14 protein-coding genes and 2 tRNA genes are annotated in these 16,899 nt (G+C 67.8%); 9 read left to right on the top strand and 7 right to left on the bottom strand.

The window, feature by feature from the left end:
- Positions 1-42 precede the first annotated feature (42 nt).
- From cheY to ACZ5EF_RS13630, 8 genes are all read left to right on the top strand, one after another.
- Positions 43-432 (top strand): chemotaxis response regulator CheY, encoded by a 390-nt coding sequence (cheY, locus tag ACZ5EF_RS13665; protein ID WP_346063363.1) that lies wholly within the window; start codon positions 43-45, stop codon positions 430-432.
- 35 nt (positions 433-467) lie between these two features.
- Positions 468-1,157, top strand: a complete 690-nt coding sequence (gene cheZ, locus ACZ5EF_RS13660; RefSeq protein ID WP_346063364.1) for a protein phosphatase CheZ — start codon at positions 468-470, stop codon at positions 1,155-1,157.
- Positions 1,158-1,300: 143 nt separating this feature from the next.
- Positions 1,301-2,467, top strand: coding sequence for a flagellar biosynthesis protein FlhB (gene flhB, locus ACZ5EF_RS13655; protein WP_346063365.1), 1,167 nt, complete (start codon positions 1,301-1,303; stop codon positions 2,465-2,467).
- On the top strand, positions 2,464-4,548 hold the full coding sequence (gene flhA / locus ACZ5EF_RS13650; protein ID WP_346063366.1) for a flagellar biosynthesis protein FlhA: 2,085 nt from the start codon (positions 2,464-2,466) through the stop codon (positions 4,546-4,548). Before flhB ends, flhA begins: the two co-directional genes overlap by 4 nt.
- Entirely contained in the window at positions 4,545-7,301 is a 2,757-nt protein-coding gene (gene flhF, locus ACZ5EF_RS13645; protein ID WP_346063367.1) for a flagellar biosynthesis protein FlhF, read from the top strand. The genes flhA and flhF overlap by 4 nt, the downstream gene beginning before the upstream one ends.
- Positions 7,298-7,939, top strand: coding sequence for a hypothetical protein (locus ACZ5EF_RS13640; protein WP_346063368.1), 642 nt, complete (start codon positions 7,298-7,300; stop codon positions 7,937-7,939). The genes flhF and ACZ5EF_RS13640 overlap by 4 nt, the downstream gene beginning before the upstream one ends.
- Positions 7,936-8,325: a flagellar protein FlhE gene (locus ACZ5EF_RS13635; protein ID WP_346063369.1), complete on the top strand. Its 390-nt coding sequence runs from the start codon at positions 7,936-7,938 to the stop codon at positions 8,323-8,325. Before ACZ5EF_RS13640 ends, ACZ5EF_RS13635 begins: the two co-directional genes overlap by 4 nt.
- Positions 8,326-8,492: 167 nt before the next feature.
- A complete protein-coding gene (locus tag ACZ5EF_RS13630) occupies positions 8,493-9,200 on the top strand; it encodes an RNA polymerase sigma factor FliA (protein ID WP_346063370.1) in 708 nt (235 codons plus the stop codon).
- A gap of 132 nt (positions 9,201-9,332) precedes the next feature.
- On the opposite strand, the gene ACZ5EF_RS13625 is transcribed toward ACZ5EF_RS13630, so the two are convergent.
- Positions 9,333-11,414, bottom strand: a complete 2,082-nt coding sequence (locus tag ACZ5EF_RS13625) for a carboxy terminal-processing peptidase (protein ID WP_346063371.1) — start codon at positions 11,412-11,414, stop codon at positions 9,333-9,335.
- A gap of 133 nt (positions 11,415-11,547) precedes the next feature.
- On the opposite strand from ACZ5EF_RS13625, the gene ACZ5EF_RS13620 reads away from it, so the two are divergent.
- Positions 11,548-12,846: a M18 family aminopeptidase gene (locus tag ACZ5EF_RS13620; protein ID WP_346063372.1), complete on the top strand. Its 1,299-nt coding sequence runs from the start codon at positions 11,548-11,550 to the stop codon at positions 12,844-12,846.
- Between the two features lie 98 nt (positions 12,847-12,944).
- Here the strand turns inward: ACZ5EF_RS13620 and ACZ5EF_RS13615 are convergent.
- From ACZ5EF_RS13615 to ACZ5EF_RS13590, 6 genes are all read right to left on the bottom strand, one after another.
- Positions 12,945-13,021, bottom strand: a tRNA-Met gene (locus ACZ5EF_RS13615).
- Positions 13,022-13,073: 52 nt separating this feature from the next.
- Positions 13,074-14,165, bottom strand: coding sequence for a redox-regulated ATPase YchF (gene ychF / locus ACZ5EF_RS13610; RefSeq protein WP_346063373.1), 1,092 nt, complete (start codon positions 14,163-14,165; stop codon positions 13,074-13,076).
- A gap of 191 nt (positions 14,166-14,356) precedes the next feature.
- Positions 14,357-14,950: an aminoacyl-tRNA hydrolase gene (gene pth, locus ACZ5EF_RS13605; protein ID WP_346063374.1), complete on the bottom strand. Its 594-nt coding sequence runs from the start codon at positions 14,948-14,950 to the stop codon at positions 14,357-14,359.
- An 88-nt stretch (positions 14,951-15,038) separates the two neighbouring features.
- Positions 15,039-15,674, bottom strand: coding sequence for a 50S ribosomal protein L25/general stress protein Ctc (locus ACZ5EF_RS13600; protein WP_346063375.1), 636 nt, complete (start codon positions 15,672-15,674; stop codon positions 15,039-15,041).
- A gap of 105 nt (positions 15,675-15,779) precedes the next feature.
- Complete coding sequence (locus ACZ5EF_RS13595; RefSeq protein ID WP_346063376.1) at positions 15,780-16,721, bottom strand: ribose-phosphate pyrophosphokinase; 942 nt, start codon at positions 16,719-16,721, stop codon at positions 15,780-15,782.
- A 73-nt stretch (positions 16,722-16,794) separates the two neighbouring features.
- A tRNA-Gln gene (locus ACZ5EF_RS13590) sits at positions 16,795-16,869 on the bottom strand.
- Positions 16,870-16,899: the final 30 nt, after the last annotated feature.

Genomic DNA, 16,899 nt, shown 5'->3' with positions numbered 1-16,899 from the left:
GGTCGCCATCGATCGATAGCCAAGCAGTAACGAGGAAAGGTAATGGCCGACAAGAATATGAGCATTTTGGTGGTCGACGACTTCCCCACCATGCGCCGCATCGTGCGTAGCCTGCTCAAGGAATTGGGCTTCACCAACGTGGACGAGGCCGAGGATGGCCAGGACGCCCTGAGCAAGCTGCGCGGCGGCGGCTTCGAGTTCGTCGTCTCCGACTGGAACATGCCCAATATGGATGGCCTGGAGATGCTCAAGCAGATCCGCGCCGATGATGCCCTCAAGTCCCTGCCGGTGCTGATGGTCACCGCCGAGGCCAAGAAGGAGAACATCATCGCCGCCGCCCAGGCCGGCGCCAATGGCTACGTGGTCAAGCCGTTCACCTCGGCGACCCTGGAAGAGAAGCTCAACAAGATCTTCGAGAAGCTGGGCAAGTAACGAGACCGGGGCGATATCCCCCATAGGAGATGCGAATGAGCGGTGAGGCTTCCCAAGGGTCGGCCCAGCAGGGTGCTCCCGATGAACTGATTCAGCGCATCGGCTCTCTGACCCGCATGCTGCGGGACAGCATGCGGGAACTGGGGCTCGACAAGGAGATCGAAAAGGCCGCCGAGGCGATTCCCGACGCCCGGGACCGCCTCAACTACGTGGCCAATATGACCGAGCAGGCCGCGGACCGGGCGCTGAACGCCATCGACCGGGCCCAGCCCCTGCAGGACCAGTTGGGCAGCGAGGCCGAGGCCCTGGACAAGCGCTGGGCCGAGTGGTTCGAGAGCCCCATGGAGCTCGATCAGGCCAAGGCGCTGGTGCGCGAGACGCGCCACTACCTGGGCGCGGTGCCGGAGGTGACCCAGGCCACCAACAAGGAGCTCCTCGAGATCATGATGGCCCAGGACTTCCAGGACCTGACCGGCCAGGTCATCAAGAAGATGATGGACGTGATCCGCGAGATCGAGCACCAGCTGGTCCAGGTGCTGCTGGACACGGTGCCGGATGGCGAGGAGCGCGAGGCGATGCAGCGGCGCGCCGCCGGCCAGTGGGAGGCCGACGCCAAGAAGCGCGAGGAATCGCTGCTCAACGGGCCCCAGATCAAGCCGGAGGGCACCGATATCGTCACCAGCCAGGACCAGGTGGACGACCTGCTCGACGAACTGGGCTTCTAACTCCCTTCCATTCGTTCCCCAGAAAGCGCGGTAGTCGTGGATAAGGCCACGATTGACCGCGCTTTTTGGCGTATCGCCCCTTTCCCCCCTTGCCCACAATGGGGCCCGGGCAGTGGAGCTGTCCGTGAGCAACGGGGCGGGCCATGGCCGAGGGCAGCAGCGACGACCAGGAAAAGACCGAAGAGGCGACGCCACGACGCCGGGAGAAGTCCCGGGAGGAGGGGCAGGTCGCCCGTTCCCGCGAGCTCACCACCTTTATGTTGCTGCTGGCGGGGGTGATCGGTTTCTGGACCCTGGGCGAGATGCTCTACGGCCAGCTCGGCCTGGTGATGGAGCAGGCCTTCCTCTTCGAGCGACGCCACGCCTTCGAAACCATGCCGATGCTCAGCCATGCCTGGACCCTGGGCGAACGCACCCTGCTGGCGCTGCTGCCGCTCTTCCTGCTGCTGACCGTGGTGGCCCTGGTGGCGCCGGCGCTGCTCGGTGGCTGGCTGATCTCCGCCAAGTCTCTCAAGCCCCAGCTCAGCAAACTCAACCTCTTCAAGGGGCTCAAGCGCATCTTCGGCGTCCAGGCCCTGGTGGAGCTGGCCAAGGCGATCGCCAAGTCGCTGCTGGTGGGCGGCGTGGCGGTGGCCTTCCTGTGGAGCACCAAGGGGCAGTTCCTGGCGCTGATGGACCAGCCGATCCAGCAGGCCCTGGCCAGCGCCCTGCGCCTGGCGGCGATGGCCGCGGGATTGATCGTGCTGACGCTGCTGGTGGTGATCCTGATCGACGTGCCCTACCAGCTATGGAGCCATGCCAAGAAGCTGCGCATGTCCAAGGAAGAGGTCAAGCGCGAGCACAAGGAGTCGGAGGGCGATCCCCAGGTCAAGGCGCGGATTCGTCAGCAGCAGCAGGCGATGGCCCGGGGCCGCATGATGAGCGAGGTGCCCCAGGCCGATGTGATCGTCACCAACCCCAGCCACTACGCGGTGGCGCTGCGCTATGAGGAGGGCGGCATGGGGGCGCCCCGGGTGGTGGCCAAGGGCGTCGATGCGGTGGCGCAGCGCATTCGCGAACTGGGTGATGAGCATCGCATACCGCGCCTGGAGGCGCCGCCCCTGGCCCGGGCCCTCTACCGCCATGTGGATCTCGAGGCCGAGATCCCGGTGGCGCTGTATACCGCGGTGGCCGAGGTGATGGCCTGGGCCTTCAACCTCAAGCGGGCCGATGCCAGCGGCGAGCCGGCGCCGCCGCGCCCCACCGACCTGCCGGTGCCGGATGAACTGGCCGTCCCCCCGGGGTCGCCATCAAGTGAGGAGCCTCGATGAGAGCGCTGAACGATTACCTGGGTCGCTACGACTGGGCGAACAATGTGCAGATGAAGCTGCTGGCGGGGCCCTTGTTGATCCTGCTGGTGATGGCGATGCTGATCCTGCCGTTGCCGCCCTTCGCCCTGGATCTCTTCTTTACCTTCAATATCGCCCTGGCGGTGATGGTGCTGCTGGTCAGCATGTTTACCCGTCAGCCGCTGGATTTCGCCGCCTTCCCCGCGGTGCTGCTGTTTACCACCCTGCTGCGGCTCTCCCTCAACGTGGCCTCCACCCGGGTGATCCTGATGGAGGGGCACCAGGGCGGCGATGCCGCCGGCAAGGTGATCGAGGCCTTCGGTCAGTTCCTGATCGGCGGCAACTTCGCCGTGGGTCTGGTGGTCTTCGCCATCCTGGTGGTGATCAACTTCATGGTCATCACCAAGGGCGCCGGGCGGATCGCCGAAGTGGGCGCACGCTTTATGCTCGATGCCATGCCCGGCAAGCAGATGGCCATCGATGCCGACCTCAATGCCGGCCTGATCGGCGAGGAGGATGCCAGGAAGCGTCGCGCCGAGGTCTCCCAGGAGGCCGACTTCTACGGCTCCATGGACGGGGCCAGCAAGTTCGTGCGCGGCGACGCCATGGCCGGGCTGGTGATCATGGTGGTCAATGTGATCGGCGGCCTGCTGATCGGCATGCTGCAGCACGACATGGCCTTCGCTGACGCCGCCCGCACCTACACCCTGATGACCATCGGCGACGGCCTGGTGGCGCAGATTCCTGCCCTGGTGATCTCCACCGCCGCCGGCGTCACCGTGTCCCGGGTCACCACCGACCAGGACGTGGGCCAGCAGATGATCAGCCAGCTGTTCGTCAACCCCCAGGTGATGATCCTGGCCGCCTGCGTGATGGGCCTGCTGGGCCTGGTGCCGGGCATGCCCAACTTCGTCTTCCTGGTCTTCACCGCCCTGCTGGGCGGCCTGGCCTGGCTGTTGATCAAGCGCCAGCAGGAGGCCCTGGTGCAGCAGGTGGAGAGAGCCCCGCCGCCGGCGCCCCAGGAGGCTCCGGAGGCGAGCTGGGACGATGTGCAATTGGTGGATACCCTGGGGCTCGAGGTGGGGCATCGGCTGATTCCCCTGGTCGACCAGCGCCAGGACGGCGAGCTCTTGGGGCGCATCAAGAGCGTGCGCAAGAAGTTCGCCCAGGAGGTGGGCTTCCTGCCGCCGGTGGTGCATATCCGCGACAACCTGGAGCTGGGCCCCAACACCTATGTGATCACCCTCAAGGGGGTGGAGATCGGTCGCGCCGAGGCCTACCCCGGCAAGTGGCTGGCCATCGATCCGGGCCAGGTCTCGGGCCGGCTCGACGGCACCCCCACCGAGGATCCCGCCTTCGGCCTGCCGGCGGTATGGATCGACGGTGGCCAGCGGGAGCACGCCCAGGTCTACGGCTATACGGTGGTGGATGCCGGTACCGTGGTGGCCACCCACCTCAATCACCTGCTGCATCAACACGCCGCCGAGATGCTCGGCCGCGGCGAGGTGCAGCAGCTGCTCGACAAGCTGGGCGATGAGCACAAGCCGCTGGTGGAGGAGGTGGTGCCCAAGGCGATCAGCCTCACCGTGCTGCAGCGGCTGCTGCAACACCTGCTCGACGAGGAGGTATCGATCCGCGACCTGCGCACCATCCTCGATACCCTGGCCGAGCATGCCCCCCAGCAGCAGGACGTGGGCGAGCTCACCGCCCTGGTGCGGGTCAGCCTGGGGCGGGCCATTACCCAGCAGTGGTTCCCGGGCCAGGATGAGCTGCATGTGATCGGCCTCGACGCCCAGCTGGAGCAGGTGCTGCTGCAGGCGATGAACGGCAGCGGTGCCCTGGAGCCGGGCCTGGCGGAGACCCTGATGACCCAGGCCGAGCAGGCCCTGGAGCGCCAGGAGGCCAAGGGCGAGCCGCCGGTGCTGGTGGTGCAACACGGCCTGCGCCCGGTGCTGGCGCGCTTCCTGCGCCGCCGCCTGCGCCACCTGGTGGTGATGTCCCAGGCCGAGATTCCCGATGATCGCACCCTGAGAGTCACCAGTCTGGTGGGAGGTAATGGATGAGCGTGACCCGCTTCCTGGGCGCCAATGTGCGCGAGGCGATGCGCCGGGTGCGCAGCGCCCTCGGCGATGACGCCCTGATCCTGGCCAATCGGCGCACCGAGGAGGGCGTCGAGATCCTGGCCATGGCGGAGGCCGAGGCGGCCCGGCAAGAGGCCACCGAGCGCCAGGCGCCGAGCCCGAATAACGACGCGGGGCCGGAAACACCGGCGTATCGGCAGCCGGCGACCGAATCGGAGGCGGGCTTTAGCCTGCCCGCCGGACGCAGCCCGGCGAGTTTCGCGCAAGCGCTGGCGGCCCGTCATGGCGTTAGCCTGTCCGAGACGCCGGCAGGGACCGGTGGCTCGCCGGGCTCCGGCGACAATTCCCTTCGGGCCCAAGCGCTGGCGGCCCGTCATGGCGTTAGCCTGTCCGAGACGCCGGCAGGGACCGGTGGCTCGCCGGGCTCCGGCGACGATTCCCTTCGGGCCCAAGCGCTGGCGGCCCGTCATGGCGTTAGCCTGTCCGAGACGCCGGCAGGGACCGGTGGCTCGCCGGGCTCCGGCGACGATTCCCTTCGGGCCCAAGCCCTGGCGGCCCGTCATGGCGTTAGCCTGTCCGAGGATGCGGCGCTCGCCGGCGGTCCGGAAATCAGCCTTGAGACGCCGCCGCCCCGGCCGCTAAGCCGCGCCCGGGCCGCCTATCAAGCGCCCCCGAAGCCGGCCGTCGATCAAGCGGCCCCGAAGCCGGCCGGTTATCCAGCGGCCCCGGCCGCCGGGGACGCCGACCTGCTTCAGTCAGCCGGCCAGGAGGCCGATTTTATCGCCCTGAGTCAGCGCCTGCTGAGCGAGGTGCAGGATATGCGCCAGCTGCTGACCCGGGAGCCGCCGGTCCGGCAGGGGCGCCCCGGCGCCCTCCAGGGCCTGCAGCGCCAACTGGTGGCGGCGGGCTTCGGCCATGCCCTGATCAGCGAGTTGCTGGCCAGCCTGCCCACCGAGCTGGCCCTGGACGACGCCGAGGCCGAGCCGGTGCAGGCCTGGCTCAGGCGTACCCTGGCCGCGCGGCTGACCACTCGGGAGGAGGAGGCGAGCCTGTTCGCCGAGGCCGGGGTGCTGGCCCTGGTGGGGCCCACCGGAGTCGGCAAGACCACCACCACCGCCAAGCTGGCGGCCCGCTATGTGATGCGTCATGGCCCCGAGGGGCTGGCCCTGGTGACCACCGATAGCTACCGCATCGGTGCCCACGAGCAGCTGCGCATCTACGCCGACCTGCTCGGCGTGGAGGTCCACGCCCTGGACGCCGAGACGCCCCTGGAGGGGTTGCTCGAGCGCCTGGCCGACAAGGCCCTGGTGATCATCGATACCGTGGGCATGAGCCAGCGCGACCAGCGCCTGGTGGATCAGGTGGCGCGGCTGCAGCGGGGCGAGCGCCGGGTGCGCCTGATGCTGATGCTCAGCGCCACCAGCCAGGGGGAGACCCTGGAGGAGATCGTCCTCACCTACCACCGCGCCGCCCAGGCGGCGGGGGCACGCCTCGAGGAGGTGATCCTGACCAAGCAGGACGAGGCGGCGCGTCTCGGCCCGCTGCTGGATGCGCTGATTCGCCACGGCCTGCGCCTCAACTTCGTCTGCCATGGTCAGCAGGTGCCCGAGGACATGGCCCGCGCCGATGGCCAGGCCCTGGTGGAGGCGGCACTCGCCACCGCCGAGGCCTCGCCCAGCCAGGGCCGGGTGGCGGCGGAGTTGCCGCGATTGGCCAGCTGGTCCCGGGAGCTGGCCGGCCAGAGCCGCGCCCTCGGCGCCGCCTGGCAGCGCCTGCAGGCCAGCTTGCCCGCTTTCCTGCCCCTGGCCGAGGCCTGGCAGGCCGGCGGCTTGCCCCTGGCCCGGCAAACCGAGGCACTGGAGCGGCTCTGGGCCCAGGAGAGCAAGGCGCCCCAGACGTTGATGCGCTGGGCGCGGCGGCGTCCCCAGGCCCAGGGCTGGCGTCAGCCCGATCTGCGTCTGACCCCCCAGGGACTCGGCCTGGGCCTGCCCAGCCTGCAGCATCGCCAACCCGCCGGCGAGCAGGAACGCCTGGCCTGGGCCGATGGGTTGGGCGTCGGCGCCCACCTGCTGCCCGGGTTGCCCGGCCGCGAGGCCTGGGACTGGTTGGGCGAGCGGGTCCATCCCTGGCTGGCCCAGGCCCAGGCCGGTGCCCGGGTCTGGCACCGGGGCGAGCGCCTGGCGCTGAGCGAGCTGGCGGGGCAGGGCGAGGCCCTGACGCCGCTGCCGTGCCGCCATCGCCAGGGGCCGGCGAGCCTCGAATTGCATCAGCTGCCGGTGGCGGCCTCGCCGGCGGGCAGCCGCCGCCAGGAGGATCGCGCCCTCTGGGCCTGGATCGGCGTGCTCAAGGATGACGCCGGCCGCGCACTCGGGCAGCGCTACTGGCTGTCGCCGGCCTGGCTGGAGTGGGATGCCCTGGGGCTGCTGCGACATCAGTTGGCCCTGGAGTCCCTGGAGCGTCTCACCCGGCGCGCCTGGCAGCAGTTGCCGGAGTCGGGGCTCGAAACCCTGGAGCCCCAACTGCGCCTGACCCTGGCCGCCGGCCTGGCCGGCCTGGCGCTGAGCCTGGAGCAGGGCGAGGCGACCTGGGCCCAGGACCTGCGCGGCGAGCTATTGGCCCTGCAGGGCGGGCGACGCAGCCGTAGCGCCGGCCGGCTACTGGATGGCCTGGTGCAGCTGCTGGCGGCCCGCGAGGCCCTGCGTGGCCTGACCCTGGGACTGGAGGTGGCGTCATGAGCAGCGATCAGGCCCAGGGCCTGCGGCGCTGGGCCGAGGTTCAGGGGGCGTCCGAGGTGGCGGTATCGGCGCGTGCCGATGGCGATCGCGAAACGGCGATCGCCAAGGCGCTGATCGAGATCGCCCTGGAAGAGAAGTCGCCGGTAGAGAAGTCGCCGGTAGAGAAGCCGCCGGTAGAGAAGCCGCCGGCACCGAAGGCACGGGGAGAAGCGTCGCCGGTCGAGGCGGCCCGTACCGGGAGGGCGGCCATGGCGAGGTCGCCCAGGCCCACCCCGTCTCGCCATCTGCGGGTGCTGGGACTCTCCGCCGATGAGTTACCCCGGGCCCGTGGCCTGCTGGCCGCCTGGGCCGCCCGGGGCCGGCGCTGGGTCGGCGCCCCCGACGATTGGCGCCTGGAGTCGGTGACGCCGGCATCGATAGCGGGTCATCCCGCCGGTGGCCACTGGGCGCTCTGGGTGGCGCCCGGCCCCGAGGCCTTCCGCCGCGGCTATCGCCTGCTGATGGCCCTGAGTCGGGTACCCGGGCCGCGGCGCCTGCTGCTGCTCTCGCCGGGGGCGCGCTCCCGGCGGGGACTGCCGGATAACCTCGCCCGGGTGGCCGCCGGCCTGGGCATCGAGCTGCTGGTGATTGCCCCATGAGGCGCTGGCCGGCGGCGCTGCTCGCCCTGCTGATCGCCGGCCAGGCCGCCGCGTCCGGCAGCTGGGTGTCCGAGCCGCCGGCGCTGCGCATCTCGCTGGTCGATCGAGACAGCGTCTCGGCGCCCTTGATCCCCCCGGCGGTGGTCCCCGCCGGCGCCGAGATCATCCGGGTGCGCTGGCGCTTCGAGGCACCGCCGGGGGATTTGCCGGCCCTGCGCCTCTGCCAGGGGAATCGCTGTGTGCCGCTGACGGCTACCCGAGGCATTAGCGAGGCCATGGGCGGGGCCGCCGCGGACCGTCCCCTGCGGCTTCACGGGCGACTGCCCCCGGGGCGGCGCGGGGCCCTGACCCTCGGCGGCATCCAACTGATCATCGACTATCGCTGAGTCGCCGTGATAAGTCGGCCGATCGTCGGCTTTCGTTGAGATCGCCGGAATAACCGATGGAGTCGCCGGCTATTCCCGCCTTTCCGAAGCAAGCGGGCCCCAATAATAGGAGAGAGTCGGTCGGCACCGTCGACCGGATGAGAAGACCTTCCAGTTCGAGGCGAGGCATGTACACGGCACAGGGCAAGATCGATCAGGGTGCGCTCGTCGAGCAGTATCTGCCGGTGGTAAGGCGTCAGGCCCTGGCCCTGCAGGTACGGCTGCCGGCGGGCATCGAGCTGGATGACCTGATTCAGGCGGGCATGATGGGGCTGCTGGACGCCATGGGGCGCTATGACGCCTCGGCGGGGGCCACCTTCACCACCTTCACCACCTTCGCCAGCCAGCGGATTCGCGGCGCCATGATCGACGAGCTGCGCAGCCGCGACTGGCTGCCGCGCAGCGTACGGCGTAACGCCCGGGCCCTGGATGCCAGCATCCGGCGCCTGGAGCAGGAGTTGGGGCGCCCCCCGGAGGAGCGCGAGATCGCCGAGGACCTGGAGATCGGCCTGGAGACCTACCATCAGTTGCTGGGTGACACCAACAACGGCCATCTGCTGCCCTTCGAGGAGCTGGTGGCGGAAGGGCAGGAGCCCAGCGCCGAGGAGGAGGGCGCCTCGCCTTTCCTGGCGCTGCTGGGCGGCGAGCGCCGCGAGCGCCTGGTGGCGGGCATCGAGGCGCTGCCGGAGCGGGAGAAGCTGCTGATGGCGCTGTATTACCAGGAAGAGCTCAACCTCAAGGAGATCGGCGCCGTGCTGGGCGTCACCGAATCCCGGGTCTGCCAGCTGCATAGCCAGGCCATCGGCCGTTTGAGGGCGCGTCTCGCCGAGGAGTAGGTATTGTGCCGCTGGCCTCAGCATCATCGGGCCGCTGGCCCACGATTTCCCTAGACCTCCCGCTGCCTCGGCAGCGGGTTTTTTATGCCGGCCAGAAATGCCGCGGGCCCCGATCGGGGCCCGCGGTGGGAGTTAACGGTCGTTATGGCTTAGTCGGGCCTCGCCGCCCCGGGTCGTCAGCAGGGCGTAATCGAGCAGGATCTCGGCGGACTCCTCCACCTCGGCGCGATCCACCGGGGTGTCCTCCTCCTCTTCCTCCTCGCCGCCCCGGACATCCACCCAGTCCTCCAGCAGATCCAGGCCCAGGGCCTCGCGCCGGGCATTCTCCAGGGCCAGCTGGCGGGCCTCCTGGGCCTCCAGCTCCTGCTGACGCCGTTCCCGGTTGAGGCTGACGCTGGTCTGATGCTCGCGCAACTCCCGGGCCAGCTCCGCCTGATTCTGCAGGTAGATAAAGTTGGGGTGCTCGTCGATGCGTTCGCGGTGGCCGGCGCGCAACGCCTCGATGAAACGCCAGGGCTCGCCGTAGTTGCGGTACTGGACGGCGCGCACCCGATCCCAGGCCAGGGCATTGTCGAGGCTGCTCTCGCCGATCACCTCCGGGTCGATCAGGCTGGGGAAGAGGATATCGGGATCCACGCCACGGTGTTGGGTACTCTCGCCGGAGATACGGTAGAACTTGGCCCGGGTCAGCTTGATCTGGCCATGACTCAGGTCGTTGAGGGTCTGCACCGTGCCCTTGCCGAAGGTGCGGTTACCGAGTACCAGGCCGCGGCCGTAGTCCTGGATGGCGCCGGCGAAGATCTCCGAGGCGGAAGCGGAGAGGCGGTTGACCAGCACCGCCAGGGGGCCGTCATAGAGGCTGCCGCTCTCGGTGTCGCCATAGAGGCTGATACGGCCGCGGGCGTCGCGCACCTGCACCGTGGGGCCCCGATCGATAAACAGGCCGATCAGGGAGTTGGCCTCGTGCAGGGCCCCACCGCCGTTGTTGCGCAGGTCCAGCACGATGCCGTCGACGCCCTCCTCCTTGAGTTCCTGCACCAGGCGGGCCACGTCGCGGGTGGTGCTGCGGTAATCGTTCTCGCCGGCCTGCCAGGCATCGAAGTCCACGTAGAAGGTGGGAATCCTGATCACGCCGATGCGGTGGGGCTCGCCATCGCGGCTCAGCTCGATGATCTCGCGGCTGGCGGCCTGATCCTCCAGGGTCACGGTGTCGCGGGTGATCTCGATGATCCGCGAGCGGGTCATGTCCACCGCCTGGGCCGGTACCACGTCGAGGCGCACCACCGAGCCCTTGGGGCCGCGGATCATGTCCACCACCTCATCCAGGCGCATGCCCACCACATTGATCATCTCGCCGTCGTCGTCATCGCCCTGGCCCACGGCGATAATGCGATCCGCCGGCGCCAACTGGCCGGACTTGTCGGCGGGGCCACCGGGCACCAGGCTGGAGACCTTGACGTACTCGCCCTCGGCCTGCAGCAGGGCACCGATGCCTTCCAGGGAGAGGCGCATCTGGATATCGAAGGACTCACCCTGGCGCGGCGAGAAGTACTCGGTATGGGGATCGATGGTGCCGGTCACCGCCGCCATCAGGAGGCCGAAGACGTCATCGCCGTTGGTCTGACGGATGCGATTGAGCTGCCCTTCGTAGCGCTGGCGCAGGTTGTCGTGCATCTGCTCCTCGTCCTGGCCGGCCAGCAGCTGGGTCAAGGCGGCGTTCTTGAGGCGCTTGCGCCATAGCTCGTCGAGTTCCGTCTCGCTCTGGGCCCAGGGGGCCTCGTCGCGGTCGATTTCCAGGCGATCATCGCTCTCGAAGGTGAAGTCGAGACCCTCGTCGAGGCGTGCCAGGATCCACTCCAGGCGGTGCTCCAGGCGCTCCTGATAGCGCTCGTAGAGGGCATAGATGGCTTCCAGTTCGCCGTCATAGAGCACATCGTCCATGCTCGCCTCGAGATGGCGAAACTCGGCGACGTCGCTCTCCAGCAGGTAGGCACGCTGGGAGTCGAGGATATCGAGGAAGCGCTGGAAGGCCTGGCGGGACCACTGGTTGCCCAGGCTCACGTCGGCGTAATGACTGTAGCGTAGCGATTCGGCGACCTCGGCGGCGGCCTGCCGCTGAGCATCGGAGGGTTCTGGGGTGGCGAGGGTCGAGGCGCTGAATGCCAGGGTCAGCGCCAGGACCGTCAAACGCCGTAGGGCGACAGTCAGGCTCATCAATGAAGCACTCCCGAATTCATGTACACTTCCCATCCTTAGAAGACACGCATGCGGCCGTAGGGTTGCATCGGCCGAAACGGCATTGTAGCAGCCCTTGTCGCCAGACACAGACCCTTCTGCGAGGATCCCCATGCCCCACCTTCCCACCCTCGAGCGCCTGCTGAACTTCCTGCAGCGTTCCCCGACTCCCTGGCATGCGGTCGCCAATATGGCACAGCGCCTGGAGCAGGCCGGCTACCGTCGCCTGGATGAGACGGCCGGCTGGCAACTGAGCCCGGGAGAGAAGGTCTATGTGACCCGCAACGACTCCTCGATCATCGCCCTGCAGCTGCCCCGGGGGCCGCTACACGACCTGCGCATGATCGGTGCGCATACCGACAGCCCCGGCCTGCGACTCAAGCCCAATGCTGCCAAGGTCGCTCACGGCTGGCTGCAACTCGGCGTCGAGGTCTATGGCGGGGCGCTGCTGGCGCCCTGGTTCGACCGCGACCTGGGCCTGGCCGGACGGGTACACCTGCGCCGTGACGACGGGCGCATCCAGGGGGTACTGCTCAACGTGCCACGCCCGGTGGCCATGGTGCCCAGCCTGGCCATCCACCTGGATCGCGAGGCCAACAATGGCCGCAGCATCAATCCCCAGACCGAGATGGCGCCGGTGCTGCTGCAGGGCGGCGAGGCGGCGGACTTCGAGGCGCTGATCAAGCGCTGGCTCTATGAGCAGCATGGCCTGGAGGGGGTGACCCTGCTCGACTTCGAGCTGGCCCTCTACGATACCCAGCCGCCGGCCCGGGTCGGCGTGGAAGGCGAGCTGGTCGCCAGCGCCCGCCTGGATAACCTGCTCTCCTGCTTTATCGGCCTGGAGGCGCTGCTGGCCTCCGACGGTGAGCAGGGCGCCGTGCTGGTGGCCAATGATCACGAAGAGGTGGGCAGCGCCAGCGCCTGTGGCGCCCAGGGGCCCTTCCTGGAAGATGTGCTGCGGCGAGTCAATGCGCAACTGGGGCAGGGAGGCGATGAGGGCTTTATTCGCCTGATCCAGGCCTCCAGGATGATCTCCTGCGACAATGCCCATGCGTTGCACCCCAACTTCGCCGACAAGCACGACGCCGGCCATGGTCCGGCCATCAATGGCGGGCCGGTGATCAAGGTCAATGCCAACCAGCGCTATGCCACCAACAGCGCCACCGCGGCCATGTTCCGCGATCTCTGCCAGGCGGCGGGAGTGCCGGTGCAGACCTTCGTGACCCGCGCCGATATGGGCTGCGGCAGCACCATCGGCCCGATCACCGCCACCGAACTCGGCGTGCCGACCCTGGACGTGGGGGTGCCCCAGTGGGGCATGCACTCGATCCGCGAGACCTGCGGCGTGCGCGACGCCGATCAGCTGATCCGGGTGCTGAGCGGCTTTATCAACCGCCCCGAGCTGGTATAAGCCTTGGCCGGGGGGGGCCCCGGCCTGGGTATGACGTCGATTGACGCCCAAACGAAAACACCCGCCTGGCGAACCAGGCGGGTGTTTTTTCGTGTCTGTGGTGGCTACGCCCTGATTCGAACAGGGGACCCCATCATTATGAGTGATGTGCTCTAACCAGCTGAGCTACGTAGCCAACGGCGCGTATCCTACCCAACAAGGGCCTGATACGTCAACACTTTTTTACCTTACACGTTAAAGCGGAAGTGGATCACATCGCCGTCCTTGACGATATATTCCTTGCCCTCCAGGCGCCACTTGCCGGCATCCTTGGCACCCTGCTCGCCACCCAGGCCGACGTAGTCGTCATAGCCGATCACCTCGGCGCGGATAAAGCCCTTCTGGAAGTCGGTGTGGATCACCCCAGCGGCCTCGGGGGCGGTGGCACCCACCTTGACGGTCCAGGCGCGCACTTCCTTGACCCCGGCGGTGAAGTAGGTCTGCAGGCCGAGCAGCTCGTAGCCGGCGCGGATCACCCGGTCCAGGCCCGGCTCCTCCATGCCCATCTCGTCGAGGAACATGGCCCGCTCCTCGTCGTCCAGCTCGGCGATCTCCGCCTCGATCTGGTTGCATACCGGCACCACCACGGCGCCTTCCTCGGCGGCGATGGCCTGGACCACGTCCAGGTAGGGGTTGGCCTCGAAGCCGTCCTCGTTGACGTTGGCGATATACATGGTGGGTTTCAGCGTCAGGAAGCCGAAGCTCTTGAGCGCCTTCTTCTCGTCCTCGTCGAGGCCTGCGCTTCTCAGCGGCTGGCCCTCGGCCAGGTGGGGCTGGATACGCTCGAGAATCGCCTTGGTGGCGATGGCCTCCTTGTCGCCGCCCTTGGCGACCCGCACCAGGCGCTGGATAGCCCGCTCCACGGTATCCAGGTCGGCCAGGGCCAGCTCCAGGTTGATGGTCTCGATATCGCTGGCGGGATCTACCTGGTTGGCGACGTGGATCACGTTGTCGTTATCGAAGCAACGCACCACATGGGCGATGGCCTGGGTCTCGCGGATATTGGCCAGGAACTGGTTGCCCAGGCCCTCGCCCTTGGAGGCGCCTGCGACCAGGCCGGCGATATCCACGAACTCCATGGTGGTGGGCAGCACCTTCTGGGGTTTGACGATCTCGGCCAGCTTGTCGAGGCGCGGATCGGGCATCGGCACGATACCGACATTGGGCTCGATGGTGCAGAACGGGAAGTTCTCGGCGTCGATGCCGGACTTGGTCAGCGCATTGAAGAGGGTGGACTTGCCCACATTGGGCAGGCCGACGATACCGCAGTTAAAACCCATAGTCTGTTCCTGAGAATGCTGTGCCGAGGGGCGGGGAAAGTTGGCGCCATTGTACGAGATGGGGCGGGTGGCAGCCATAAGCGACAAGGGATAAGGGGCAAGCCACAAGGGGCAAGCTACAAGGAAACCCCTTGTCGCCCGCGGCGCAGGGGGATCGTCCTGCCTGGCAGCTTGCAGCTTGCAGCTTGCAGCTAGGCGCTTTGCGCGGTAAAGCCATGCAGCCGATTCATGGCCCGGGCCCAGTTGCCGGCCAGGGCGTCGGGGAGGGTGGCCTGGATCTCGTCCAGGGCGGCCTCGATGGCCGCCAGCTCGGCCTTGCCGGGGCGTCCCAGCACATAGTTGACCACCTGCTTGGCGTTGCCCGGGTGACCGATGCCGATGCGCAGCCGGTAAAAGGCCTTGTCGTTGCCCAGGGCGCTAATGATATCGCGCAGGCCGTTATGGCCGCCGTGGCCGCCGCCGCTCTTGTAGCGGGCGGTGCCGGGGGCGATATCCAGCTCGTCATGGGCCACCAGCAGCTCGTTCGGGGCAAGCTTGTAGAAATTGCATAGCGCCGCCACGGCGCCGCCGCTGCGGTTCATAAAGGTGGTGGGCTCGAGCAGGTGAACCTCGTGGCCGTCCAGGCGCACCTTGGCGTAATGGCCCAGGAACTTCTTCTCCGGGCGCAGCTCGGTATGGGCGCGGCGGGCCAGGGCCTGGACCAGCCAGGCGCCGGCGTTATGCCGGGTCGCCTCGTAGTCGGGGCCGGGGTTGCCGAGTCCGATGATCGCCTTGATCTGGGGCATGATCGCATCTCCACAAAACAATCAAGCGCCCCGCGGGGCGCTTGATCGAACAGGCGAGGAAGGTGAGAGCCACCTCCCGGCGAGCGACTTACTCGGCGCTCTCTTCGCCGCCTTCTTCACCTTCGGCCTCGTCACCGCCACGCACCTTGGGCTTGGTCAGGCTGACCAGGGCCTGGTCGTGGTCGGCGCCGTGGCTCAGTTCGACCAGGGTCACGCCGGCCGGCAGCTGGAGGTCGGAGAGGTGCAGGATCTGGCCGATCTCGGTCTCGGTGACGTCGATTTCCAGGAAGTCGGGCAGGTCCTTGGGCAGGCAGCTCACTTCCACTTCGTTGGCCAGGACGTGCAGCTCGCCGCCCTGTTCCTTGATGGCCTTGCTCTGCTCTTCGCCGATCACGTGCAGCGGCACCTTGATGGTGATGGCATGGGTGGCGTCGACGCGCAGGAAGTCGGCGTGGGTGACCAGCGGCTTGAAGGGGTGACGCTGCAGGTCACGCACCACCACGGTCTCCTTCTGGCCGGCCACGTCGAGGGTGATCACGGAGGCGAAGAAGGCCTCGTCCTCGATGGCCTTGTAGAAGGCGGACTTCTCGACGGAGATCGCCTGGGGCGCCGCTTCACCACCGTAGATGATGGCGGGCACCTCGAGGTTCGCACGACGCAGGCGGCGGCTCGCACCTTTCCCCAGGTCGTTACGAACGCTGGCAGTCAAAGTGAATTCAGACATTTGGAAAACCTCATGGGTTGGATCGAGAAAGCGTTATCCCCGCGACCAGGCGATAACGCTTTCCAAGGGCCCGGCGGAGCCGGGCGGGCTACCGGCGCCGCGTTCTCAGTGGAACATGGCGCTAACGGATTCTTCGTTGCTGACCCGGCGGATCGCCTCGGCGATCAGCCCGGCCACGCTCAGTTGGCGAATCTTGCCGCTGCGACGGGCGGTCTCGGAGAGGGGGATGGTGTCGCTGACCACCACCTCGTCGAGCACCGAACCGGTGATGTTGTCGACGGCGGGGCCGGAGAGGATCGGGTGAGTGGCGTAGGCCACCACGCGGCGGGCGCCGTGATCCTTGAGGGCCTCGCCGGCCTTGCACAGGGTGCCGGCGGTATCGATCATGTCGTCCACCACCACGCAGGTGCGGCCTTCGATCTCGCCGATGATGTGCATCACCTGGGCCTGGTTGGCCTGGGGGCGACGCTTGTCGATGATGGCGAGATCGGCATTGAGCTGCTTGGCGATGGCCCGGGCGCGGACCACGCCGCCCACGTCGGGGGAGACCACCACCAGGTCATCGTAATTCTGGCGCTCGATGTCGTCGAGCAGGATCGGCGAGCCGTAGACGTTGTCCACCGGCACGTCGAAGAAGCCCTGAATCTGATCCGCGTGCAGGTCCATGGTCATCACCCGGTCGACGCCGGCCTTGACCATCATGTCGGCGACCACCTTGGCGGAGATTGGGACCCGGGCGGAGCGCACCCGGCGATCCTGACGGGCGTAGCCGAAGTAGGGCACCACGGCGGTGATCCGGTGGGCGGAGGCGCGGCGCAGCGCGTCCACCATCAGGATCAGCTCCATCAGGTTGTCGTTGGTGGGGGCGCAGGTGGACTGCAGGATAAAGACGTCCTTGCCGCGCACGTTCTCATTGATCTCGACCGCGATTTCGCCATCGCTGAACTGGCCGACCGTGGCATGACCGAGCCGGTTGTCCAGGCCCTCGGCAATCTTACGGGCGAGTTCGGGATTGGCGTTCCCGGTGAAAACCATCAATTTAGACACGCGCGGCACCTTTGGGAGTCTGGGGGATCTCGTCAGGGATGAGGAGCTTATCGAGCAGTCGGGCGGGAAGAAGTGGCTGGGGTAGCAGGATTCGAACCTGCGCATGGCGATACCAAAAACCGCTGCCTTACCGCTTGGCTATACCCCAGCAATCTTGCCGATCGGCCCACCGCCGACC

The organism is Bisbaumannia salifodinae (genome assembly GCF_055388505.1).
The sequence above is the reverse complement of the archived record's forward strand: the minus strand, read 5'-3'. Positions and strand labels throughout refer to the sequence as shown.